General features: G+C 69.8%; 20 protein-coding genes and 1 riboswitch. Of the genes, 10 read left to right on the forward strand and 10 right to left on the reverse strand.

What is annotated here, in order from left to right:
* Positions 1–39 precede the first annotated feature (39 nt).
* The 3 genes from B9S57_RS32250 to B9S57_RS32260 form a co-directional block, all read right to left on the reverse strand.
* On the reverse strand, positions 40–936 hold the full coding sequence (locus B9S57_RS32250; RefSeq protein ID WP_103760694.1) for a LysR family transcriptional regulator: 897 nt from the start codon (positions 934–936) through the stop codon (positions 40–42).
* 273 nt (positions 937–1,209) lie between these two features.
* The gene (locus B9S57_RS32255; protein ID WP_103760695.1) at positions 1,210–2,334 is read right to left on the reverse strand and encodes a cystathionine gamma-lyase; all 1,125 of its coding nucleotides are present in this window, start codon (positions 2,332–2,334) and stop codon (positions 1,210–1,212) included.
* Positions 2,335–2,396: 62 nt separating this feature from the next.
* Positions 2,397–2,774 (reverse strand): phage holin family protein, encoded by a 378-nt coding sequence (locus B9S57_RS32260; protein ID WP_103760696.1) that lies wholly within the window; start codon positions 2,772–2,774, stop codon positions 2,397–2,399.
* Between the two features lie 78 nt (positions 2,775–2,852).
* Here B9S57_RS32260 and B9S57_RS32265 point away from each other — a divergent pair, with 78 nt between their 5' ends.
* The 4 genes from B9S57_RS32265 (at position 2,853) to B9S57_RS32280 (ending at position 5,172) form a co-directional block, all read left to right on the forward strand.
* Positions 2,853–3,170, forward strand: a complete 318-nt coding sequence (locus B9S57_RS32265; protein ID WP_103760697.1) for a cupin domain-containing protein — start codon at positions 2,853–2,855, stop codon at positions 3,168–3,170.
* A gap of 162 nt (positions 3,171–3,332) precedes the next feature.
* Positions 3,333–3,542: a DUF5326 family protein gene (locus tag B9S57_RS32270; RefSeq protein ID WP_073751047.1), complete on the forward strand. Its 210-nt coding sequence runs from the start codon at positions 3,333–3,335 to the stop codon at positions 3,540–3,542.
* 323 nt (positions 3,543–3,865) lie between these two features.
* Positions 3,866–4,633: an IclR family transcriptional regulator gene (locus B9S57_RS32275; protein ID WP_181011552.1), complete on the forward strand. Its 768-nt coding sequence runs from the start codon at positions 3,866–3,868 to the stop codon at positions 4,631–4,633.
* A 101-nt stretch (positions 4,634–4,734) separates the two neighbouring features.
* Positions 4,735–5,172: an SsgA family sporulation/cell division regulator gene (locus tag B9S57_RS32280; protein WP_030123081.1), complete on the forward strand. Its 438-nt coding sequence runs from the start codon at positions 4,735–4,737 to the stop codon at positions 5,170–5,172.
* Between the two features lie 51 nt (positions 5,173–5,223).
* Here B9S57_RS32280 and B9S57_RS32285 read toward each other — a convergent pair whose 3' ends face one another.
* A complete protein-coding gene (locus B9S57_RS32285; RefSeq protein WP_103760698.1) occupies positions 5,224–6,579 on the reverse strand; it encodes a YibE/F family protein in 1,356 nt (451 codons plus the stop codon).
* A 71-nt stretch (positions 6,580–6,650) separates the two neighbouring features.
* Positions 6,651–6,784, forward strand: a riboswitch (TPP riboswitch).
* Between B9S57_RS32285 and thiC the strand changes: the two genes are divergently transcribed.
* Entirely contained in the window at positions 6,777–8,579 is a 1,803-nt protein-coding gene (gene thiC, locus B9S57_RS32290) for a phosphomethylpyrimidine synthase ThiC (RefSeq protein WP_103760699.1), read from the forward strand. (Overlaps the previous riboswitch by 8 nt.)
* A 118-nt stretch (positions 8,580–8,697) precedes the next feature.
* Here the strand turns inward: thiC and B9S57_RS32295 are convergent, their stop codons facing one another.
* The 3 genes from B9S57_RS32295 to B9S57_RS32305 all read right to left on the reverse strand — a co-directional run bounded on the left by B9S57_RS32295 (position 8,698) and on the right by B9S57_RS32305 (position 12,049).
* Positions 8,698–9,522 (reverse strand): hypothetical protein, encoded by an 825-nt coding sequence (locus B9S57_RS32295; RefSeq protein WP_103760700.1) that lies wholly within the window; start codon positions 9,520–9,522, stop codon positions 8,698–8,700.
* A gap of 181 nt (positions 9,523–9,703) precedes the next feature.
* Positions 9,704–10,777, reverse strand: coding sequence for a metallophosphoesterase (locus B9S57_RS32300; protein WP_258036730.1), 1,074 nt, complete (start codon positions 10,775–10,777; stop codon positions 9,704–9,706).
* A 159-nt stretch (positions 10,778–10,936) separates the two neighbouring features.
* On the reverse strand, positions 10,937–12,049 hold the full coding sequence (locus tag B9S57_RS32305; protein ID WP_103760701.1) for a LacI family DNA-binding transcriptional regulator: 1,113 nt from the start codon (positions 12,047–12,049) through the stop codon (positions 10,937–10,939).
* A gap of 402 nt (positions 12,050–12,451) precedes the next feature.
* Between B9S57_RS32305 and hisC the strand changes: the two genes are divergently transcribed.
* From hisC to B9S57_RS32330, 5 genes are all read left to right on the forward strand, one after another.
* Positions 12,452–13,531: a histidinol-phosphate transaminase gene (hisC, locus tag B9S57_RS32310; RefSeq protein ID WP_103760702.1), complete on the forward strand. Its 1,080-nt coding sequence runs from the start codon at positions 12,452–12,454 to the stop codon at positions 13,529–13,531.
* Between the two features lie 286 nt (positions 13,532–13,817).
* A complete protein-coding gene (locus B9S57_RS32315) occupies positions 13,818–15,326 on the forward strand; it encodes a cytochrome ubiquinol oxidase subunit I (protein WP_103760703.1) in 1,509 nt (502 codons plus the stop codon).
* A 19-nt stretch (positions 15,327–15,345) separates the two neighbouring features.
* Positions 15,346–16,347, forward strand: coding sequence for a cytochrome d ubiquinol oxidase subunit II (gene cydB, locus B9S57_RS32320; RefSeq protein WP_103760704.1), 1,002 nt, complete (start codon positions 15,346–15,348; stop codon positions 16,345–16,347).
* A gap of 118 nt (positions 16,348–16,465) precedes the next feature.
* A complete protein-coding gene (gene cydD, locus B9S57_RS32325) occupies positions 16,466–20,062 on the forward strand; it encodes a thiol reductant ABC exporter subunit CydD (protein WP_103760705.1) in 3,597 nt (1,198 codons plus the stop codon).
* A 62-nt stretch (positions 20,063–20,124) separates the two neighbouring features.
* The gene (locus B9S57_RS32330) at positions 20,125–21,831 is read left to right on the forward strand and encodes a GAF domain-containing protein (protein ID WP_103760706.1); all 1,707 of its coding nucleotides are present in this window, start codon (positions 20,125–20,127) and stop codon (positions 21,829–21,831) included.
* Between the two features lie 158 nt (positions 21,832–21,989).
* Here the strand turns inward: B9S57_RS32330 and B9S57_RS32335 are convergent, their stop codons facing one another.
* The 3 genes from B9S57_RS32335 to B9S57_RS32345 form a co-directional block, all read right to left on the reverse strand.
* Positions 21,990–22,832, reverse strand: a complete 843-nt coding sequence (locus tag B9S57_RS32335) for a Cof-type HAD-IIB family hydrolase (protein WP_103760707.1) — start codon at positions 22,830–22,832, stop codon at positions 21,990–21,992.
* A gap of 236 nt (positions 22,833–23,068) precedes the next feature.
* On the reverse strand, positions 23,069–23,965 hold the full coding sequence (locus tag B9S57_RS32340) for an LLM class flavin-dependent oxidoreductase (RefSeq protein ID WP_103760708.1): 897 nt from the start codon (positions 23,963–23,965) through the stop codon (positions 23,069–23,071).
* A 114-nt stretch (positions 23,966–24,079) separates the two neighbouring features.
* Entirely contained in the window at positions 24,080–24,442 is a 363-nt protein-coding gene (locus B9S57_RS32345) for a hypothetical protein (protein WP_103760709.1), read from the reverse strand.
* Positions 24,443–24,498: the final 56 nt, after the last annotated feature.

Here is a 24,498-nt window from a genome sequence, read left to right on the forward strand (position 1 = left end):
CCCAGGAAAACCGATCTGAAACTCCCATGGGCCGACCGGTCACCAGTCCACAGCGGTACGCACCAGCCACTCGTGCGCCCGCGCGATGTGAGGGAGCCCCAGTGTGCCGGTCCTCGCGATGAGGAAGTACGTGCGGAGCGGTGGCACGGGAGGATCGAGCAGAGCCACGACCTCGCCCCGCTCCAACGCGGTCTCGCAGAGATAGCGGGGCAGCACCGCGAGGCCTGCGCCCGCCGCCGCGCACTCCAGAACCCCGCGGAGATCCGGTGCGATCACGGCAGCCGCAGCGGCGGGCCGGCTGTCGAACACCGTCGCCCAGTAGCGGGAGACCAGGGGAAGGCTCTCGTGCACCTCGACCACCGGCAGCTGCTCCAGCAGTACGGGGCCTCTGTGCCGCAGTGCCCCGGGCCCCAGCCGCGCCGCCCAGCGGGGCGCGGCGATCAACACGTGTTCCTCGTCGCAGAGGGTGGCCGACGTCAGCAGTCCGCCGCGCGGACGAGCCGTGGTGATGGCCAGATCATGATGTCCGGCCGCCAGGCCCTCCAGCGTGTCCTCGGTGTTCGCGACGAAGGTGCTACGCAGGGCGAGCCCCTGGGAGACCAGAGGGGTGAGGGCCGGTAGAGCCCGTAGGGAGGTGAATTCGGGCGGTCCGGCCAGGTGCAGCGTCCGTACCCCCGACTCCTCGTCGAGCCCCACCTCGACGATGTCGACCAGCGCGTCGAGATGAGGGGCGGCCCGGTGCGCGAGTTCGTCGCCGGCCGTGGTCGGCGTCACCCCGCGGGCCCTGCGGAGGAAGAGCGGGCGTCCCAGCTGCCGCTCCAGAGTCCGTATCTGCGAGGTGACGGCGGGCTGGGAGAGAGCGAGCAGAGCGGCGGCCCGGGTGAAGGATCCGGCCCGGTGCACCGTGACGAACGTGCGCAGCAGGGCCAGGTCCATGGTCCGCCCCTTCACTTCGGCGTGACGCTGCGCCGTCCCGCACCGCCCTTCGCGACCGACCCCACCATAAATATGTCGATAGGTCGCTGTCGCTACAGCGATTGGACACTGACGCACAGTCAACTAGCCTTGTGCAGAAGGTTCTCGGCGCTGGAACCGGGGTGATCCGAGCCACGAGGGGGGAGGCTCGGACCACCCGTCCCGAGCAGGACCGGTCCGGTGGACGGGGACGCCCGTCCCGGACCGGTCCTGCCAGGGCACTGAGGTATCGGGTCAGCGCACGGACTCGTCCAGCGCGCGTTCCACGTCCGCCAGCAGGTCCTCGGGGTCCTCGGCGCCGACCGAGAACCGGACGAAGCCCTCGGGTACCGCATCACCGCCCCACCGGGCCCTGCGCTCGGCTGTGGAGCGCAGGCCGCCGAAGCTGGTCGCGTCGTCGACCAGCCGGAGTGCCGCGAGGAAGCGCTCGGCGGTCTCCTTGTCCGCCAGCACGAACGACACCACCGAGCCGAAGCGCCGCATCTGGCGCACGGCGACCGGGTACGAGGGGTCGCCGGGCAGGCCCGGGTAACGCAGGCCCGTCACATCCGTCCGCTCGGCCAGGGTCCCGGCGAGTGTCAGCGCGGTCGCGCACTGGCGGTCGATCCGCAGCTGCAGCGTCGCCAGGGAGCGGTGGGCGATCCAGGCCTCCATGGGTCCGGGAATCGCGCCGACCACCTTGCGCCACCGCCTTACTCCCGCGGTGAGCTCGGGATCCCGGCAGGTCACATGGCCGAGCAGGATGTCCCCGTGGCCGGTGAGCCCCTTCGTGTCGCTGGCGACCGAGAAGTCCGCCCCGAGGCCGAGGGGACGCTGGCCGAGGGGGGTGGCCAGGGTGTTGTCGACCGCCACCAGCACATCCCGGGCGTGTGCGGCCTCGACGAGCCTGCGCACATCGCAGACGTCGAGCCCGGGGTTGGACGGCGTCTCGATCCACAGCAGCTTCGCCCCGTCCAGGAGCTCCGACTGGGCTTCGCCGGCGGTCGGCGCGGTCCGCACCTCGACGCCGTACGCCTCCAGTTGCTCCCGTACCAGGGGAAGCGCCTGATAGCCGTCGCCGGGCATGACCACGACGTCGCCCGCGCGCACCTGGGACAGGAGAACGGCCGAGACGGCGGCCATTCCAGAGGCGAAGACCGTGGTCCCGACCGGTTCCCCGGGAGCCTCCAGCTCGCCGATGGCACGCTCCAGGTGGGTCCAGGTCGGATTCGCCTCCCTGCCGTAGGTGTAGGGGCCGACCGGTTCGCCGGACAGATGGAAGTGTGCGGCGAAGACCGGACCGGGGAGCGTGGGCCCGTACTGTTCCGGTTCCGGAAGGCCCGCCCGTACGGCCCGTGTCCCCTCGCCCATGGGGTTCATGGCGCTCTCCTCGTCTCCCCGGTGTTCACCGGTCCGCTCGGGCCCTGTCCATCGAGGGCAGGTCAGTCCTCGTCGGGGAGGACCACGTTGAGCGCCCAGGACACGACCGAGATGATGAGTCCGCCCAGGACCGCGGTCCAGAAGCCGTCGACATGGAAGTTCAGATCGAAGAGGCCGGCCAGCCAGGAGGTGAGCATCAGCATGAGGGCGTTGACCACGAGTGTGATCAGCCCGAGTGTCAGGATGAACAACGGCAGTGTGAGGAGCTTCACCACGGGCTTGACGACAAAGTTCACCACACCGAACAACAGGGCCACCACGATCAGCACGAGTGCCTTGCGCCCCGTGCTGTCACCGGTCAGCGTGATGTCGCTGAGCAACCAGATCGCTACGGCCAGCGCACCTGCGTTGGCGATTGTCTTGACTACGAAATTCTTCATGTGTCTGATCGTGGCAGACACGATCGGTGGTGGACACCGGCAGGACAGAGCGGTACGGGCGCGAGGGGCGGGCGGACGATGAAGGCATTCAGACTGGACGAACTGGAGGCGGAACGCGCCGCCAACGACGGCGCTTATCTGCAGTTCATCCGGGAACGCAACATGTCCGTCGGCCTGTACGCCCTCGACGCCGGCGGGCTCGATCCTCAGCAGCCGCACCAGCAGGACGAGGTGTACTTCGTCGTCAGCGGGCGCGCCTCGATCACGGTCGGCACGGATACCACGCAGGTGGGCCGGGGGAGCGTCGTCTACGTCCCCGCGGGGGCGGCACACAAGTTCCACCACGTCACCGAGGACCTCCGGGTCATGGTGGTCTTCTCCCCGCCGGAGGGCTGAGCGGACTCCCTGGGGGATCGCCCCCGGTGCGGGGCTGTCCCGGGCCGATGTTCCCTAGGGGATCGTTCAGGGGACTTCAAGGGCTCCCGGGCCCCCGCGGGCCACCCCCGCGCCTCTAGCATCGAGGCAGGAACTCACAGAGACGAGGTAGCGGCGATGGCGGTGCGGGAGATTTTCGCGGGGATGCCCTGGTGGGTGAAGTGGGTCGCGGTGCCTCTCATCGCGATCGTCGTGTTCGGCGGTCTGATCGCCAGCGTGGTCGGGTTCGTCATCGGCCTGCTGTTCAAGGTGCTGGTCTTCGTCGTCCTCGTGGGCGGGCTGATCTTCGTCGTGCGGAAGTTCATGTCCTCGTCCGAGCGAAGCGACTGGTAGGCCTGTGGTCGGAGCGAAGCGGCCGACGGGCACGTACCGGGGTGGTGGGTGCCGGATCATGCGGTGCCGGGGGGACCGCATGAGGGGCCGCCCATTCGGGCGTTAGCCCAGCGGAGCTAAGTCCAGGACGAAACCTCTCCCGTGACTGTACGTCCCGATACAGTGGCGTACCGCTGCCGCCAGCTGGGAAATGACGGTCCGTCATCATCCTGCCCAGTGGTTTGTGCGACCGTCCGGTCTCCGGACCCCAGGCTCGCGGCGGGCCCGTGGGGGCGGCCTCCGCGGGAGGGCTGACAGCCCGTCACCATGCCTGGGGGTGACCTGTGACCACGGCATCGAGTACCGCTGTCCCGACGTTGATCGGTTCGGTTCAGCGGGCGTTGCGACTTATGGAGGCTGTGGGCACCCATCGGGACGGGGCGCCGGCGAAGCAGCTCGCCCGGGAGGCCGGACTGCCCCTCCCCACCGCCTATCACCTGCTGCGGACCCTCACCCATGAGGGCTATCTGCGCAGGGAGAACGGCGTCTTCCTGTTCGGGGCCGCGGCCGAACGCCTGGGCGGAGGCCCGGCGACCCCGCGTCCTGGAGTGATCGTCGACTCCCTCGCCCACTGGGCGGACGTCATCGGCGCCCCCGTGTACTGCGCCCTGTACAAGGATGGCGAGATCGAGATGGTCGCCGTCGCCGATACCCCCGCCGTACCCGCCGTCCGTGAGTGGGCCTCGTTCCGTGAGACGGGTCATGCCCACGCCCTCGGGCAGTGCCTCCTCGCCCAGCTCGACGAGCGGGCGCGCGAGGATCATCTGGACCGGCACCCCGTCCGGCCACTGACGCGTTACTCCGTAAGGGACCGTCAGGCGTTTCTGCACCGGCTGAGATCGATGAAACATACGGAACCTGTCGTCGAACGGCAGGAGTACGTCATGGGGACGGTCTGTGCGGCCATTCCGATCACTGTCGGTAGCGCTGTTGCGGCGATGGCTGTTTCTCTCCCACTGCACCAAGAGGAACGGTTGCTCCCCGCAGTCGAACAACTACGCTGCGAAGTGACCACTCTCTTGCGCTCGTTCGTGTTCTCTATCAGTATCTGAAAAATCACTCCTTGTGATCTGCTATCGCGTGCACCACGATGGCGTCAATAGGGCCATGGGGGATCATTCCTGGCCAGTTTCATCTACTGCGGGGTTGAACGATGCGCGAGTCGGTTCAAGCAGAGGTCATGATGAGCTTCCTCGTCTCCGAGGAGCTCTCCTTCCGTATTCCGGTGGAGCTCCGGTACGAGGTCAGTGATCCGTATGCGATCCGGATGACCTTCCACCTGCCGGGTGACGCCCCCGTCACCTGGGCATTCGGCCGTGAGCTGCTGCTCGACGGTCTCAACAGCCCCAGTGGTGACGGCGATGTGCACATCGGCCCGATCGAGCCCGAAGGGCTGTCGGATGTCCACATCCGACTTCAGGTCGGAGCCGACCGCGCGCTCTTCAGGGCCGGTACGGCACCTCTTGTGGCCTTCCTCGACCGGACGGACAAACTGGTGCCACTGGGACAGGAGCACACGCTGGGTGACTTCGACGGCAATCTGGAGGAGGCGCTGGGCCGCATCCTCGCCAAGGAGCAGAACGCCGGCTGAAGACGAACGTCCGAACACCGGGGCCCGTGGTGACGCTTCCGGTGCACCGGCTCACGCCTTACGGCGTCGGCCCCTCCCGGTCCGTGCGGGGGCAGGAGCTCCGGCTTCCGCGCCGAGCCCCGTGCGGTCCGCGGAGACCACCAGGGCCGCGAGCACCGTCGTCACCGGCACCGAGGCGACCAGCCCGATCGATCCGACCAGCGTCCTGACGATCTCCTCGGCGACCAGCTCGCTGTTGGCCACCGTGCCCACGCTGCTCTGCGCGATCGAGAAGAGCAGGAGCAGGGGGAGCGCCGCGCCCGCGTAGGCGAGCACGAGCGTGTTGACGACCGACGCGATGTGGTCGCGTCCGATCCGGATGCCCGCCCGGTAGAGCCCCCGCACGCCCATCGTCGGGTCCGCCTGGTGCAGTTCCCAGACCGCTGACGTCTGGGTGACCGTCACGTCGTCGAGGACACCGAGCGAGCCGATGATCACGCCGGCCAGGAGTAGGCCGCTCATGTCGATGTCCGGGTACAGCCCGTGGATGAGGCCGGTGTTGTCGTCGGTGTTGCCGGACAGGCTGGCCCAGCCGATGAACAGGGAGCCCAGCAGGCCGATCAGCAGCAGCGAGATGAGGGTGCCGATCACGGCCACGGAGGTGCGGGCCGTCAGGCCGTGGCAGGTGTAGAGGGCGATCAGCATGATGGCGCTGGCCCCGATCACCGCGACGACCAGCGGGTTCGAGCCCTGCAGGATCGCCGGAAGGATGAACAGGGTCAGCACGCCGAAGGAGACGGCGAGCGCGATCAGGGCCATCAGCCCGCGCAGTCTGCCCACCACGACCACCGCGAGGGCGAAGATCCCCGCGAGCAGCGCCATCGGGACCGTGCGGTCCACGTCGGTCACCGAGTACTGGAGATCCCGGGGAGCGTCCGGCGCGTACGCCACGACCACCCCCTGGCCCTCGTGCAGTTGACGCGGTGCGTCGGGCTGGACGACCTCGACGAACGTACGGCCCTTGTCCTCGCCGGTGGTGACTTCGACCGTGGCCTTCCTGCACTCCCCCGACTGCTCGGTGACGGCTTCCTGCCCCGAGGGCGTGGAGGTGTCGCCCGTCGGCGGCACCTGGGAGGCGTTGACGTCCGCGCAGTCGACCGCGACGACCTTCGTCACACGCCCGTCCTGGGTCTGCCGGTCGAAGCCGACGCCCGTGCGCTCGTGGGCGGGTGCTCCGCCCGGCCAGAACGCCACGAGGCCGACCAGTACCGCCGTGGCGAAGGGGATCACCACTGCGGCGATGACCTTGCGCAGATGCTTGGACACGGGCGCGGCCGGGCCGTGGCTGTGCGTGTGGCCGTGCGCATGAGTCTGCGTGCTGCCTGCTGCGGGGCCGTGGGGTTCGGGGGCGTTTCCGGGGGGCGTCACCCCGCGATCATCCCAAGAACAAGGGAGGCCCTCTGGCCAGCACGCCAGGCGGGAGGCTAGCGTGGAACCGCATTTGTACACGCGGGAGCTCGGAGCACCGGGCTGAGAGGGCGCTGACCTCCGTATATCCGTACGGGACACGCTGCGTCGACCGCCGAACCTGTTACCGGGTAATGCCGGCGTAGGGAGTAGGTCTCATGACCACAGCGGACGCACGCACGCCTGCCTCGACGCAGAATGCGCAGAATGCGCGGGATGCGCAGAACAACGAGGCAGAGAAGTCCATCGGCTGGCACAAGGGGTACGTCCAGGGTTCGCGCCCGGACCTCCGTGTGCCGGTCCGCCAGGTGCACCTCACCAACGGCAAGGACGTGACGCTGTACGACACGTCCGGGCCGTACACCGATCCCGCCACCGACACCGACGTACGCCGCGGGCTCGCCCCGCTCCGGGAGAACTGGATCATCGCCCGCGGGGACACCGAGGAGTACGCGGGCCGCCCCGCGCGCCCCGAGGACGACGGGCTCAAGCACACCTCCCCGCGCGGTGGCCTGCGCAACCTCGACGCGGTGTTCCCCGGCCGCCCGCGCCAGCCCCGCCGCAGCCGCGACGGGCAGCCGGTCACGCAGCTCGCGTACGCCCGCCGGGGCGAGATCACCCCGGAGATGGAGTACGTCGCGATCCGGGAGAACGTCGAACCCGAGGTCGTGCGCGAGGAGATCGCCGCGGGCCGGGCGGTCCTGCCGGCCAACGTCAACCACCCGGAGATCGAGCCGATGATCATCGGCAAGCGGTTCCTGGTGAAGGTCAACGCGAACATCGGCAACTCGGCGGTCACCTCCTCCATCGAGGAGGAGGTGGACAAGATGACCTGGGCCACCAGGTGGGGCGCGGACACGGTCATGGATCTCTCCACCGGCCGCAACATCCACACCACCCGTGAATGGGTCCTGCGCAACTCCCCCGTGCCGATCGGCACCGTGCCGCTCTACCAGGCCCTCGAGAAGGTCGACGGCCGGGCCGAGGAGCTGACGTGGGAGATCTACAAGGACACGGTCATCGAGCAGGCCGAGCAGGGCGTCGACTACATGACCGTGCACGCCGGGGTCCGGCTGCCGTACGTCCCGCTGACGGCCCGTCGCAAGACCGGCATCGTCTCGCGCGGCGGGTCCATCATGGCGGCCTGGTGCCTGGCGCACCACAAGGAGTCCTTCCTGTACGAGCACTTCGAGGAGCTCTGCGAGATCCTCGCGGCCTACGACGTGACGTACTCGCTCGGTGACGGCCTGCGTCCCGGCTCCATCGCCGACGCCAACGACGAGGCGCAGTTCGCCGAACTCCGCACGCTCGGTGAGCTCAACACCGTCGCCAAGCGGTTCGGGGTCCAGACGATGATCGAGGGCCCGGGACACGTCCCGATGCACAAGATCAAGGAGAACATCGACCTCCAGCAGGAGATCTGCGAGGAGGCCCCGTTCTACACGCTGGGCCCGCTGACCACCGATGTCGCTCCCGCGTACGACCACATCACCTCGGGAATCGGTGCGGCGATGATCGCGTGGTGGGGCACGGCGATGCTCTGCTACGTCACACCCAAGGAGCACCTCGGTCTGCCGAACCGTGACGACGTGAAGACAGGCGTCATCACGTACAAGATCGCCGCCCATGCGGCCGACCTTGCCAAGGGGCACCCCGGGGCGCAGGAGTGGGACGACGCGCTGTCCGACGCCCGGTTCGAGTTCCGCTGGGAGGACCAGTTCAACCTGGCCCTCGACCCTGACACCGCACGGGAGTTCCACGACGAGACGCTGCCGGCCGAACCGGCGAAGACGGCGCACTTCTGCTCGATGTGCGGCCCCAAGTTCTGCTCGATGAAGATCTCCCACGACATCCGGCGGGAGCACGGGGACGGGCAGGCCGAGATCGAGGCGGGGATGGCGGAGAAGTCCAGGGAGTTCGCCGCGGCGGGCAACCGGGTCTACCTGCCGATCGCCGACTGACGCCCTGACGCGCGTGACGGCGCCGCACCCGGCAGGTGCGGCGCCGGATCACGCCGTCCGGATCACGCCGTCCGGATCACGCCGTCCGGATTACACGGTCCTGATCACGCTGCCCTGATCACTCCGGCTGGTGTTCCGGGCCGCCGAAGTCCGGGCTGGTGAAGTCGGGGCTGGTGAAGGTCGGGCGTGGACCGGCCGAGGGTCCGTCCTCCGGCCCGGAGAATTCCGGTCTGCTGTAGCCGATCTTCGGGATCCGGCTGGCCGACCGGTGGGCTGTCCGCGACGCGGGTCCCGCGGTCGGGTCGGCCAGCGCGTCCCGGAGGAAGGGCAGGACGCCGCGTTCCAGCAGGGCGTGGCGCCAGGCCTCCCGGGCGCGCGCGACGTCCTCCGGCAGCTCCTCCTCCTCGTCCACCGCGGGCAGTGCGGTGGAGCCGTTGCGCACCGCGGTGACCAGGAGGCCCACGGCGGCGGCCAGGATGGCGGCGGCGGCCACGGCGGCGAAGAACCAGCCGGCGGCGACCATCGTTCCGGCGAAGGCGGGGGCGGGGCTGAGTGCCGAGAGGATGTACCCGATCAGCAGGAAGATCAGGGCGGCCGTACCCGCGAGGACGGGCGTGAGCACGGTGATCATCGCGAGGGTGCCGGCCCCCGTGGGGTCGGCCTCGTCCGTGGCCGCCCCGAGGACGGACGCGTGGGCATCCGGTTCGCCCGGCCCGCGCAGCTCGCCGCGGACCTTCACGTAGTGGTCGTACTCGGTGGCGGCGGCCCCGGTGATCAGCGGAGTGGCGTCGAGCGCCATCGTCCGCAGCTGTTCCGTGTTGAGACGGTCACCGACCCCGTCCGGATCCGGCCGCTCGCGGGCGTGACGCAGCGCGTCGGCAAGGATCCGCTCGTACTCGGGGCGGTCCTCGGCCAGCAGGTGCGGAGCGCTTTTCATGTGCATCCCCCGATGCTCCGTTGGGCCTGACCGACCGTGCGGGCCGGGCGATCGGGCGGAAACGGAGGAGAGCCTGCTACTGATACGCCGATGGTAGAGCGCCTACGGCGCGGGGTGACAGGGGGTTTCCGGAAATAGGCCCAGCCGTCGACGGTGTCAGGTCGTGATGCGTCTTCCCCGGCACTCGTCAGTCATGCAGGGGGAGTTGGACGACCAACAGCTTTCCGGCCATGGTCACTCCGCCGTCCATGGCGATGGCGAGCCCCTCCGCGTAGACGTGCGGGCCGTCCACCACGGTCCGCTGCACGTCCTCGCCCTCCTCCGACCCGACCTCGCCGAGCAGGTACGGAATGGGGCTGTGACCGTGGACGACGCGCTGACCGCCGTACGTCGACATGAGGTCGCGGACGGCCTGTGCGCCGCCCTCGTCGCGGAAGGCGAACCGCTTGGTGAGCTTGCGGAAGAGGTCCCAGCACTCGTCGGCGTCGTTCCGCGTCAGAATGGCGTGCACCGTGTCGTTGACGTCCTCGACGGTGGACCCGTAGTCGAGGTAGGCCGTCGTGTCGGAGTGCATCAGCAGATGCCCGTCCTCCTCGACGACCGCGTCGAGCCGGGCCATCCACTGGAGATGGACGTCCTGGAGCCGCTCCATGTCCGTCTTCTGGCCGCCGTTGAGCAGCCAGGCGGCCTGGAAGGTCGCGGTTCCCGCTCCGGAGTTCACCGGGGTGTCGCCGAACCGCTTCGCGCCGAGCAGGAGCAGCTCGTGGTTGCCCATCAGGGCCTTGCAGTACCCGCCTGCCGCCGCGGCCTCGGCCGAGAGGCGCATGACGAGGTCGATGACACCGATGCCGTCCGGGCCGCGGTCGGTGAAGTCGCCGAGGAACCACAACCTGGCGGTGCCGGCCGACCACCGGCCGTCGGCGTCGACGAGGCCCTGCTCGTGCAGCGCGGCCAGGAGCTCGTCCAGGTAGCCGTGGACGTCGCCGACGACGAACAGCGGCCCGCGGCCGGTCTCGCCGGTGGGCCGGGTCTCGGGGACCGCCTGCACCTGGACGGTGTCGCCCCGGTTGATCACGGGCAGATCGCGCTCGGTGGGGGTGTACCCCTCCGGCGGCTCGTCGCCCACCGCCACGTTGCCGGGGTGCGGCAGAAGCGGCTCCCTCGGCACCTGCGCATACGGCGGTACGCGGAAGTCACGCAACGTCGCAGTCCGCACTACGGGTTCCTGACCGGCCCCCTGAGTCATCGACCCCTCCACCACCGTCGCGCCTCCGTACACCTGACGGGCCCTGCCTGGTAGAGGTGGTCCGCGGTGTCGTGCGCCCATCATAGGAATGCGGATCGTGCTGTGTGACGCACCAGGGGTGGTGAATCCGTGCGTACACCCGGTTCATCGGCCGTTTGGTCCGGATTAATCCGATCAGTCCCCGGCGGGTGATCGAGGAGCACTGACCGTGGTGCGCGGCGGACGCCGTTGTGAGGACGTCCGGACGATGAGTTCCGTCGGTATCACCTGCTCGACGGGGCCGTCGTGCTCGACCCCTTCGATGGCGTCGATGAGGAGCTGGATCACCGCTGTGCCGATTCTGCGGGGCTTCAACGAGAGCGTCGTGATGGGCGGCTCGGTCGACGCGTACACCGTGGATTCGCTGCAGCAGACCAGCAGGAGGTCCTCGGGCACCCGCAGGCCGTAGCGGCGCGCGGCGGCGAGCAGATCCGTGCCGTTGGGGTCGAAGAGCCCGTAGACGGCGTCGGGGCGGTCGGGGCGGGCGAGGAGACGGTCCGCGGCGACCGCGCCGGCACAGGGGTCGTGGGCCGGGTAGGACTCGTAGACGGGATCCTGGCCGACGCGCTCGCACCAGTGGAGGTAGGCGGTCGTGGAGAGGCGGGTGTAGGTGTCGGTGGTGGTGCCGGTCAGCAGTCCGATGCGGCGGGCTCCCGCGGCCGCGAGGTGATCCAGCAGATCGAGGACGGCCGCCCGGTGGTCGTTGTCGACCCAGGCGGTGACCGGAAGCGTGCCCGCCGGCCGCCCGTCCGAGACGACGGGCAGTCCCTGGCGCAGGAGTTCGGTGACCACCGGGTCCTGGTCGGAGGGGTCGATCACGACGGTTCCGTCGAGCGCGACGTTCGACCAGACGTCGTGGCGCGAGGTGGCCGGAAGGATCACGAGGGCGTAGCCGCGGGCGAGCGCGGCTGATGTGGCGGCTCGTGCCATCTCCGCGAAGTACGCGAACTCGGTGAAGGTGAAAGGTTCATCCCCGTACGTGGTGACGGTCAGGCCGATGAGCCCCGACTTTCCGGTACGGAGGGTTCGGGCCGCCGCGGACGGGCGGTAGCCCAGCCGTTCGGCGACCTCGCGGACATGGCGGCGGGTGGCGTCCGGGAGCCTGCCCTTGCCGTTGAGGGCGTCGGACACGGTCGTGATGGAGACCCCGGCCGCCGCGGCCACATCCCGGATCCCTGCCCGTCCCTGCCGGCCGCTGCGCCGGGGCGTCTCTGTCCGGCTCACCTGGTGCTTCCCTGCTGCTGTCATGGCGAGCCGATAGTAGGGCTCCGGAGCCGGGTTGGGCCGGTCGCATATGCCTACGTTGACAGGCACGTTTCTGCATGATCGTAAACGTGTAAATGCCTTGCAAATCAAGGGCGTTGGTGGCTTGTGGATCAATGTGTCATGCATCGACGCGCATGAACCTGCTAAATGGCCCATGTCTCGAAGAGGTCTCAACTCACCTGTTCGAGGGATGCGCGCCACGGAGTGAGCGACCGGCGCGCGGAGAGATGCGCAGTGCTCCCCCTCCCGAAGCCTGCCCGAGGCGCGCAGGACCGGCCTTTCCTGCCGGAGCGGGCGATTTCGGATCCTGGCCATTCGCACGGATGCCCAATCCTCATAAGGTGAGCAGTATTGATGTGTACGGACGGTCGAGGAGGACCTGCGGTGAGCGAGACGAGCCCCAAGCTGCGTGCCGAGCTGGACGGCGTCCCTGCGTATGTGCCGGGCAAGCCGGCGTCCGCGGAAGGACCGGTCGCCTTCAAGCTTTCCTCCAACGAGAACCCGTATCCCCCGTTGCCGGGCGTCATGGAGTCGGTGCTCGCCGCGGCCTCCGGCTTCAACAGGTATCCGGACATGGCCTGTACCGGCCTGATGAACGAGCTGGCCGACCGCTTCGGCGTCCCGGTCTCGCACCTCGCCACCGGGACGGGTTCGGTCGGTGTCGCCCAGCAGCTGCTCCAGGCCACCTCGGGCCCGGGTGACGAGGTGATCTACGCCTGGCGCTCGTTCGAGGCGTACCCGATCATCACGCAGATCAGCGGTGCGACGTCGGTCAAGGTGCCGCTGACCTCCGGTGAGGTCCACGACCTCGACGCCATGGCCGGTGCGGTCACGGACCGGACGCGGATGATCTTCGTCTGCAACCCCAACAACCCGACCGGCACCGTGGTGCGCCGGGCGGAGCTGGAGCGGTTCCTGGACCGTGTGCCGGACGACGTCCTGGTGGTGCTCGACGAGGCGTACAAGGAGTTCATCCGGGACGCCGACGTGCCGGACGGCATCGAGATCTACCGGGACCGTCCCAATGTCGCCGTTCTGCGGACCTTCTCCAAGGCGTACGGCCTGGCGGGACTCCGGGTCGGCTTCGCCGTGGCGCACGAGCCGGTGGCTGCGGCGCTGCGCAAGACCGCGGTCCCGTTCGGTGTGAGCCAGGTCGCCCAGGACGCGGCGGTCGCCTCGCTGCGCGCCGAGGACGAGCTGCTGGGGCGGGTGGGATCGCTGGTGGGTGAGCGCGCCCGGGTGCACGACGGTCTGGTGAGGCAGGGCTGGACCGTGCCGGAGTCCCAGGCGAACTTCGTCTGGCTGCGGCTCGGTGACCGCACGCTCGACTTCGCCGGGGTCTGCGAGCGGGCGGGTGTGGTCGTGCGGCCGTTCGCCGGTGAGGGCGTGCGCGTCACGATCGGGGAGACCGAGGCCAATGACGTGTTCCTGAAGGTGGCGGAGTCCTTCCGCCAGGAGCTGTAGTCGGGGCGGCACCGCCCGACGGACTCCGGTGGCCCCGGACCTCGCTCGCCGAGGTCCGGGGCCACCGTCGTTCCTGGCGGTGAGCTGCTGTGCGGGGTGCCCGGTTTCGGACGGCTCGACCGGGTCGGCCGGAAAGCACCCCCCCACCCGACAGCCTCCAGAACATGTGCGCCATAATGCTTGTGAATGTGAACGCGTTCACAAGCGCGTCCCGTTTCCTCCCGTGATCGGGTGGATTGACGGGGCGAGATGCGGCTGTGATCACGGCGACGTAAGGAGAAGAGTCATGGATCTGGCTCTGGCACCAGAGACCCTGGCGCGATGGCAGTTCGGCATCACCACCGTCTACCACTTCCTGTTCGTCCCTCTGACGATCTCTCTCGCGGCGCTCACCGCCGGCCTGCAGACCGCCTGGGTGCGCACGGAGAACGAGAAGTACCTCAGGGCCACGAAGTTCTGGGGCAAGCTCTTCCTGATCAACATAGCCATGGGCGTGGTCACCGGGATCGTGCAGGAGTTCCAGTTCGGCATGAACTGGTCCGACTACTCGCGGTTCGTCGGCGATGTCTTCGGCGCTCCGCTCGCCTTCGAGGCGCTGATCGCCTTCTTCTTCGAGTCGACGTTCATCGGCTTGTGGATCTTCGGCTGGGACAAGCTGCCGAAGAAGATCCACCTCGCCTGCATCTGGATGGTGTCCATCGGCACGATCCTCTCGACGTTCTTCATCCTGGCCGCCAACTCGTGGATGCAGCATCCTGTCGGCTACCGGATCAACGAGAAGCGCGGCCGCGCGGAGCTGACGGACTTCTGGCACGTCCTCACGCAGAGCACCGCGCTCGCCCAGTTCTTCCACACGATCACGGCGGCGTTCCTCGTGGGCGGCGCATTCATGGTCGGCATCGCCGCCTTCCACCTGGCGCGCAAGAGGCACATCCGGGTGATGCGGACCTCCCTGCGGCTCGGACTGGTCACCGTGGTGGTCGCGGGCATGCTCACCGCCGTCAGCGGTGACGTGCTCGGCAAGGTGATGTTCAAGCAGCAGCCCATGAAGATGGCCGCGGCCGAGGCGCTGTGGGAGGGCGAGAGCGGAGCGCCCTTCTCGCTCTTCGCGGTGGGTGACGTCGCCGAGGGGCACAACACCGTCGAGGTATCGATCCCCGGAATACTGTCCTTCCTGGCGGATGACACCTTCACCTCGTACATCCCCGGCATCAACGACATCAACAAGGCGGAGCAGGAGAAGTACGGACCGGGCGACTACCGGCCCAACATCCCGGTCGCGTTCTGGAGCTTCCGCTGGATGATCGGCTTCGGTATGGCGTCGTTCGGGCTCGGTCTGCTCGGGCTGTGGCTGACGCGCCGGAAGTTCCTGCTGCCGCCGTCGCTGCGCACCGGTGAGGACGAGGTGCCGAATCTGGTCCTCTTCAGGAACACGGTGCTCAGCCCGAAGTTCGCCAGGCTCTACTGGATCACCGCCCTGTGGACCATGCTCTTCCCGCTGATCGCCAACTCCTGGGGCTGGATCTTCACCGAGATGGGGCGGCAGCCCTGGGTGGTCTACGGGGTCTTCCAGACCCGTGACGCGGTCTCCCCCGGGGTGTCGCAGGGCGAGATCCTCACCTCCATGATCGGCTTCACGGCGCTCTACGCGGTGCTCGCGGTCATCGAGGTCAAGCTCCTCCTGAAGTACGTCAAGGCCGGACCGCCCGAGCTCACCGAGGCCGACCTCGACCCGCCCACCCGGATCGGCGGCCACGACCAGGACGCCGACCGGCCCATGGCCTTCTCCTACTGAGATCAAGCGGAGCTGAGAGATGGAACTCCACGACGTCTGGTTCGTGCTCATCGCCGTTCTGTGGACCGGCTACTTCTTCCTCGAGGGATTCGACTTCGGAATCGGGGTCCTCACCAAGCTGCTCGCACGGGACCGCAAGGAACGACGGGTTCTGATCAACACGATCGGGCCGGTCTGGGACGGGAACGAGGTCTGGCTGCTCAGTGCCGGCGGCGCGACCTTCGCGGCCTTCCCGGAGTGGTACGCCACGCTGTTCTCCGGCTTCTATCTGCCGCTGCTGATCATCCTTGTCTGCCTGATCGTGCGCGGGGTGGCCTTCGAGTACCGGGCGAAGCGGCCCGAGGAGCGCTGGCAGACCAACTGGGAGCACGCGATCTTCTGGACCTCGCTGATCCCCGCCGTCCTCTGGGGAGTGGCCTTCGGGAACATCGTCCGCGGAGTGAAGATCGACGCCGACATGGAGTACGTCGGCACCCTCTGGGACCTGCTCAACCCGTACGCGATCCTGGGCGGACTGGTCACGCTGTTCCTCTTCACCTTCCACGGGGCGGTCTTCGCCGCGCTCAAGACGGTCGGCGACATCAGGGACCGGGCGCGTCGGCTGGCCTTCAGGCTGGGCCCGGCCGCCGCGGTGCTCGCGCTGGTCTTCCTCGTCTGGACGCAGGCGGACAACGGCAACGGGCGGAGCCTGGTGGCGATGATCGTCGCCGTGGCGTCGCTGGTCCTGGCCATCGGTGCCATCACGGCAGGGCGCGAGGGCTGGTCCTTCGCGTTCTCCGGTGTGACCATCGCGGCGGCGGTCGCGATGCTCTTCCTGACGCTCTTCCCGAACGTCATGCCGTCCTCGCTGAACGACGCCTGGAACCTGACGGTCTCCAACGCCTCGTCCAGCCCGTACACCCTCACGATCATGACCTGGTGCGCCGGCATCGCGACTCCGGTGGTGCTGCTCTACCAGGGCTGGACGTACTGGGTGTTCCGCAAGCGCATCGGCACGCACCACATCGCCGACGCCCACTGAGTGAACCCGTTGCGCGGTCACCGCGAGACGTGGCGACCGCTGACGGGACGTACTGAACCCACCCCGTGTACTGAACTGGCTGAGCGAGCGGCATGAGCTCACTGGGGAGCTGTTTCACGTGAAACCGATCGATCCGCGTCTGCTCCGATACGCCGGCGCCACCCGGTTCTTCCTGGCTGCCGTGGTGGCGCTTGGCCTGGTCGGAGCGGTCCTGGTCATCGCTCAGGCCATGCTCCTCGCCGAAGTGGTGGTGGGCGGGTTCCAGGACGGCCTGACGGCTGCCGGACTCCGCACACCGCTCCTTCTGCTGGCGGCCGTCGCCCTGGGCAGGGCGTTGGTGGCCTGGCTGACCGAACTGGCCGCCCACAGGGCGAGTTCCGCGGTCAAGTCCGAACTGCGTGGCCGACTCATGGAGCGGGCCACGGGCCTGGGGCCGGACTGGCTGAGCGGGCAGCGCACCGGGTCGCTGATCGCTCTGGCGACCCGAGGCGTCGACGCCCTCGACGACTACTTCTCGCGCTACCTCCCCCAGCTCGGGCTCGCGGTCGTCGTGCCCGTGGCGGTCCTGGCCAGGATCGTCACCGAGGACTGGGTCTCCGCGGCGATCATCGTGGTGACACTGCCCCTGATCCCGCTCTTCATGATCCTGATCGGCTGGGCCACCCAGTCCCGGATGGACCGGCAGTGGAGGCTGCTGTCACGCCTCTCCGGCCACTTCCTCGACGTGGTCGCCGGACTGCCGACACTCAAGGTGTTCGGGCGGGCCAAGGCCCAGGCCGAGTCGATCCGCACCATCACCTCGCAGTACCGCCGGGCCACGCTCGGGACGCTCCGGATCGCCTTCCTGTCGTCCTTCGCGCTGGAGCTGCTGGCGACTCTCTCCGTGGCTCTGGTCGCGGTGACGATCGGGATGCGTCTCGTCCACGGAGAGCTCGACCTCTACACGGGGCTGGTGGTTCTCATCCTGGCGCCGGAGGCCTATCTGCCGATCCGCCAGGTCGGCGCCCAGTACCACGCGGCGGCGGAGGGGCTCTCGGCCGCGGAGGAGATCTTCGCCGTATTGGAGACCGAGCCCGCGGCCGTGGGATCCCAGGGCGTGCCGCAGTCGCTGAGGCTGGAGCTGGAGGGAGTGACGGTCCGGCACCACGGGCGGACGGAACCCTCGTTGGAAGCAGCCTCCCTGGTGGTCGAGCCGGGGGAGACCGTCGCACTGGTGGGCCCCAGCGGGGCCGGCAAGTCCACGCTCCTCCATGTGGTGCTCGGCTTCACGGCACCCGACGAGGGCCGGGTACGGGTCGGCGGGACCGAACTGTCCGCCGTCTCCCCCAAGCGCTGGCGCGAGCAGATCGCCTGGGTGCCCCAGCGCCCCCACCTCTTCGCCGGGACGATCGCGGAGAACGTACGGCTCGCTCGCCCGGACGCGGACGACGCGGCGGTCGCGGCCGCACTGCGGGAGGCCGGGGCCCACGACTTCGTGGAGGCTCTCCCGGAGGGAGCCGGGACGCTGCTGGGTGAGGACGGTGCCGGGCTCTCCGCGGGGCAGCGGCAGCGGCTCGCGCTGGCGCGGGCCTTTCTTGCCGACCGGCCCCTGCTGCTCCTCGACGAACCGACGGCGAGTCTGGACGGCGAGACGGAGGCGGTCATCGTCGACGCGGTGCGGAGGCTGGCCGCGGGCCGTACCGTGCTGCTCGTCGTGCACCGGCCGGCGCTGCTCTCGGTCGCGGACCGGGTGGTGGCGCTGGAACCGGGGGCGCGGCCCGGCCGGGTGGGACCGGGCCCCGTGGTTCCGGGTCCTCCTGCCGCTCGGGCTGCCCGGGACGATGCCGGCCACCTGGAAGGCCACCTGGAACCGGGGGAGCCTTCCCGCGGGGACGCCGCCGGGCTCCGCGGGGACACCGCCGGGCTGCTCAAGGACACCGTGCCCGGGCCAGGCGGCCGCGTACTGGCCAGGGTCAGGGAGGCGGCCGGTTCCCAGCACGGGAAGCTGGGTCTCGCTCTGCTGCTGGGCAGTCTTGCCGTGGGGTCGTCCGTCGGTCTCATGGCCGTCTCCGGATGGCTGATCTCCCGCGCCTCCGAGCAGCCTCCGGTGCTGTACCTGATGGTCGCCGTCACTGCGACGCGGGCCTTCGGCATGGGCAGGGCCGTCTTCCGCTACGCCGAGCGGCTGGTGTCGCACGATGCGGTGCTCCGGATGCTCGCCGAACTCAGGGTGGCCGTGTACCGGGGTCTGGAGCGCGTCGCGCCCGCAGGTCTCCGGGCGGCGCGGCGCGGAGACCTGCTGTCCCGGCTGGTCTCCGACGTGGACACGCTGCAGGACTACTGGCTGCGCTGGATGCTGCCCGTGGGAACCGCGGTCGCTGTCGGGGCGGGGTCCGTCGCCTTCACCGGCTGGATGCTGCCGGAGGCCGGTGCCGTCCTGGCCGTCGGCCTGCTGCTCGCGGGAGTGGGCGTGCCATGGCTGAGCGGAGCCTGCGCCCGGCACGCCGAGCGCCGACTGGCTCCGGCCCGGGCCGCACTGGCGGTCCGTGTCGCCGATCTCCTCGGCGGGACGGCCGAGCTCACCGTCGCGGGTGCCCTGGCCGACCGTAAGGACCAGGTCCGCGCGGCGGACACGGTTCTCACGAGGATCGCCTCGCGCACGGCGGGCGCGACCGCGCTGGGGGGCGGACTCTCCGCCCTGATCTGCGGACTCACGGTCGTGGGCGCGGCGCTCGTCGCGCTGCCGGCGGTGTTCGGCGGACGGCTGGAGGGCGTGGAGCTCGCCGTCGTCGTCCTCACCCCGCTCGCCGCCTTCGAGGCCGTCACGGGACTCCCGCTCGCGGTGCAGTACCGCCAGCGGGTCAAGCGCAGCGCGGCGCGTGTCTTCGAGGTGTTGGACGCTCCCGTGCCGGTCGCCGAACCGGACCGGCCGGCCGAGGCGCCCGACTCCCCCTTCCCGCTCGAGGTGCGGGGGCTCTCCGCCAGGTACGAGGGCGCGGAACGCGACGCCCTGCACTCCGTCGACCTGACGCTCCACGCCGGCAGGCGCGTCGCGGTCGTGGGCACGTCCGGTTCGGGTAAGACGACGCTCGCCCAGGTCCTTCTCCGCTTCCTGGACGCCCGGGAGGGGACGTACCGCCTCGGTGGGGCCGAAGCCTCCGCGCTGGACGGTGACACGGTCCGGACCCTCGTCGGACTGTGCGCTCAGGACGCTCATGTCTTCGACAGCTCCGTCCGCGAGAATCTGCGGCTCGCCCGCACCGACGCGACGGAGGGAGAGCTCACCGGTGCCCTCGCCGCGGCCCGGCTGCTGGACTGGGCGGAGTCCCTGCCCGACGGCCTCGACACGATGGTCGGCGAACACGGCGCCCGGCTCTCCGGCGGCCAGCGCCAACGGCTGGCCCTGGCCCGTGCGCTCCTCGCCGACTTCCCCGTACTCGTGCTCGACGAGCCCGCGGAACACCTCGACCTGGCGACCGCGGACGCGCTGACCGCCGATCTGCTGGCCGCGACCGAGGGGCGCACGACCGTGCTGATCACCCATCGGCTGGCTGGGCTCGACGCGGTGGACGAGGTCCTTGTGCTGGACGGGGGCCATGTGGTGCAGCAGGGGCCGTACGCCGCCCTGGCGGGGCAGGACGGTCCGCTGCGCCGGATGCTCGAACGTGAGCAGGAGCCGGCGCGGGCAGCCCCGGAGCAGGGTCGGCCGAGGGGAGCGGAGCCCGTACGGGCCTGAGGTCGGGCGGCCCCGGCACCGCCCGACTTTCCGGACCATTGCGTCCTTACTAGGCTCGGGTCATGCCGGAGCCGGATCCCAAGGACTCGCCCGGAGCCGCGCCGCGGGCCACCGGAGGCCTGCGAGGGCTCTCCGCCGAGCTGACCGCGCGCGTTCCGCAGCTGCTGGAAGCGACGAGGTCCGTCGGGACGGGCCTCGAGCTCCACTCCACCCTCGAGCGCATCTGTGAGACCGCGGCCGAACTCGCCCACGCGCGCTACGCGGCCATCGGCGTCGTCGAACGCCCCGGTGACAGCCTCTGCGACTTCATCACGCACGGGGTGCCCGACGAGGTCCGACGGGCGATCGGCCGGCCGCCCGACGGCCGCACCGGTCTCCTGGGCGCCCTGATCCAGGAGGGCGTGCCCATCCGGCTGGAGGAGCTGGAGGCCGACCCGCGCTTCGCCGGGTTCCCCTCCGCCCACCCGAGGATGCGGACCTTCCTCGGGGTTCCGATCCGGGTCCAGGGAAAGATCTTCGGCAACCTGTACGTGACGGAGAAGCACGGCGGTGGCGCCTTCGGGAACGACGAGCTCCACATGCTGCGCGTGCTGGCGACGGAGGCCGGGATCGCCATCGGCCTCGCCCGGACGTACGAGGACGCCCGGCAGCGCGGGCAGTGGATCGACGGCTCGGTGGCCGTCACCACCGCCCTGCTCTCGGGCGGGGACGCGGACGAGGCGCTCACGGTCGTCGCCGAACAGGCACGCCGGCTCGCCGACGCGGCGGCCGGAATCGTGCTGCTGCCGGCCGCCGCAGGAGGGCTGGAGATCGTCGCCGTCGCCGGGGACAGGCCCTCCGCGTCCCTCGGCGTGATCATCCCGCCGCAGAGCCCGGTGGTGGCGGCCCTCCTGAGGGGCGAGGAGGTGTTCCTGGACGACTCGGCGACGGACCCGCGGATGGTCACGAGACTGGCCGACCAGTTCGGGCCGCACATGCTGCTCCCCCTGCGCAGCGGAGGACGCGTGCTGGGGGCGCTCTCCATCCCGCGGGTCCGGGGAGGGCGGCCCTTCAGCGAGACGGAACGGACGTTGGCCTCGCACTTCGCCGCTCAGGCCGCCCTGGCCCTGAAGCTGGCCGAGACGCAGCGGGACCGGGAGAGACTGGTCGTCTACGAGGACCGTGACCGGATCGCCAGGGATCTGCACGACCTCGTCATCCAGCGTCTGTTCGCCACCGGGATCATGCTGGAGGGTGCCCAGCGGTGCTCTCCGGTCCCCGCGGTGCAGGCCGGGATCGGGCGGGCCGTCGACGAACTGGACGTCACCATCCAGGAGATCCGGACCGTCATCTTCGCGCTGCAGCAGGAACCGGCCGAGGCGCCTTCGGGGCTGCGGACCCGGGTGCTGCGGGAGATCAACATGGCGGCGGTGCCCCTGGGTTTCGCGCCCTCGCACCGATTTCTGGGTCCCGTCGACTCGTTGGTGGGCGAGCTCGCGGGGAAGAACCTCATCGCCGCTCTGCGCGAGACCCTGTCCAACACGTTCCGTCACGCGCGTGCCTCGCGCGTCGAGGTCGTGGTGGACGCGGCCTCCGTGCTGCCCGACGGGCGGGACGCGGTACGGCTGACGGTGGTGGACGACGGGGTGGGCATCCCGGAGGGCGGGCGGCGCAGCGGCCTGCGGAACCTAGCCAGGCGTGCGGAGTCGCTGGGCGGCGCGAGCTGGTTCGGGCCCGGGCCCGGAACGGACGGCGGTGGTACGACGGTGACCTGGCAGGTCCCGCTGTGACTCCGCGCGGACGGTGCGGACTGTCAGGACCGCCCCGGACTGTCCGGACCGCCCCGGACTGCCGGGTCCGGGACCGCGCGGACTGCCGGGACCCGGTTCGGACCGGGGCGGCCGGGACCGCCCGGGCCGCGCGGCGCCGTGCGGCTCCGGAGCCGGTCTCAGCGTGCGGCGAGGATCCGCTCGATGACGACCGCGACGCCGTCCTCGTCGTTCGTGAGCGTCACACCCGATGCGGCGGCCACCGCGGCGGGATGGGCGTTGCCCATGGCGAACGAGGCGCCGGCCCAGCTCAGCATCTCCACGTCGTTGGGCATGTCCCCGAACGCGACCACCTCGGCCGGTGCGATCCCACGCTCGGCGCAGCAGGCGGCGAGAGTACCTGCCTTGGAGACTCCGAGAGCGCTGATCTCCAGGAGGGCGGTGGGGCTGGACCGGGTGAACGACGCACGGTCGCCCGCGACGTCGCGGGCCAGCGTGAGGAAGGCGTCCGGGGCCAGCTCGGTGTGGTGGGCCAGGACCTTCAGGACCGGGGTGCCGGCGCCGGGGGCCTCCTCGTGGAGCAGCTTCTCCGCCAGGGCGACCGTGGCACCCGGATCCATGTGGAACGGCGGGTAGGCGGGCTCGTAGTGGATCCCGGTGGTCAGTTCGACGGCGAACGACACACCGGGCGCGGCCTCACGCAGGACGGCGACCATGTCCAGGGCGATCGCACGGTCCAGCGGATAGACCTTGAGCAGGCGGCCCTCGTGGAGATCGGCGACCGCGGCCCCGTTCCCGCAGATGGCCATGCCGTGGCCCTGGACATGAGGGCTCACGACGTCCATCCAGCGCGCGGGCCTTCCGGTCACGAAGAAGACCTCGATCCCGGCCTCTTCGGCGGCTGCCAGAGCGGCGGTCGTACGGTCCGACAGGGTCTTGTCGTCGCGCAGGAGGGTGCCGTCCAGATCGGTGGCGATCAGCCGGGTCACGGCAGGCAGAGGCGAGTCGGTAGCTGAGGTCACCGGGCCATTCTCCCGTACGGAGTCGCACGGGCGTGCAGAGGGGCGCACATCTGAGAGGGTGAGCCCGTGAGCTGCAGAACCTGACTCCGGCATATGCCAAATGCTCTCCGGCCCCCAGCCCGGCCCTTCCCCGCCGCCCGGTCGCGTCCCTCGTCGGCCCGCGCCCCTCCGCCTGACCGGGGGTATCCCCGGTGGGCCTCAGGGGCCCGGCCCCCACCGGAGGCCGAGGCTCGCGGTCAGCCGAGCTGGGCCAGGGCCTCGGTGGCGATCTGCTCGAAGACCTCGGTGTCCAGGGCGAAGACCGAGTCCGGCACCGGCCAGTGGACGACGATCTCGGTGAAGCCAAGGTCGAAGTGTGTCCCTGCGAAGTCCACGAACGCGTCCAGCGACTGCAGCGGACGGCCCGGTGTGAAGCCGGTGAGCAGGATCTTGTCCAGCTCCGTCACGTCCCGTCCCGTCGCCTCGCAGGCCGCACCGAGCCGGGTGATCTGGCCGCGGACGGCTTCCACGGACTGCTCGGGGGTACCGGCCTCGAACAGCTTCGGATCACCCGTGGTCACCCAGGCCTGACCGTACCGGGCGGCGAGGTTCAGTCCGCGCGGCCCGGTGGCGGCGACCGCGAAGGGCAACCGGGGGCGCTGGACGCAGCCGGGGATGTTCCGTGCCTCGTTCGCGGAGTAGAGCTTGCCCTCCTGCGTCACGGAGGGCTCCCGGAGCAGCCGGTCGAGCAGCGGCACGAACTCGTCGAAGTGGTCCGCACGGGCGCGCGGTGTCCACGGCTCCTCACCGCTCCCGCGCAGCGTGGTGGCGTCGAAGCCGCTGCCGCCGGCGCCGATCCCGAGTGTGATCCGTCCGTCCGAGACGTCGTCCAGCGTGATGAGTTCCTTGGCGAGGGTCACCGGATGCCGGAAGTTGGGCGAGGTGACGAGGGTACCCAATCGCATACTGTGCGTAACAGTCGCCGCCGCGGTCAGGGTGGGAACCGCCCCGAACCACGGCTCGTCCCGGAAGCTGCGCCAGGACAGGTGGTCATAGGTGTAGGCGGCGTGGAACCCAAGGTCTTCCGCACGTCGCCAGATCTGTTGTCCCTTGCTCCAGCGGTGGATGGGAAGGATTACGGTGCTCAGTCGCATGACTGCGACCCTATGTTCTTGTGACCGCGAGCGACCAGGGAGAGCAGATGTCACCGGCTGCGGCCGCGTCGGTATGCGTCGCGTCCGTGCACTCCGGAGCGGTGCCACGGCCCTTCAGCTCTCGCGGTAGCGCGCGAAGACGCGGGCGCGCTCCTCTTCCCAGGTCCAGTCCGCCGCCCTCCGGTGAAACGGGGCTCCGCTCGCCAACTCGAAGAACTGGCCCGCCGGCCTGGAGGTCGCCTTCAGGATCACGATGGAAGAGAGCATCGGCTCGATCCCTTCGCTGTCACGGCGACAGGCGTCACTGAGCAGGTGGCTGATGATCGGGCCGCGGTAGTGGACGTGGTGGCCCTTCGCCTTCAGTCTTTCGCTCAGGGACTTGTACCAGCCATCGGTACGACCTTCCCGCGCCCAGCACCGAAGGATTTCCATCGTCTCGTCCAGCGCTGCCTCGTATTCGGCGTCGCCCTGTCGCATTCGGACCTCCCCATCCGCGGTGGCTGCCCACCGTATGCCGGTATCCGTTATCGGCC

It is taken from the genome of Streptomyces sp. SM10 (assembly GCF_002910915.1).
In the GTDB taxonomy this organism is placed as follows: Bacteria; Actinomycetota; Actinomycetes; order Streptomycetales; family Streptomycetaceae; genus Streptomyces.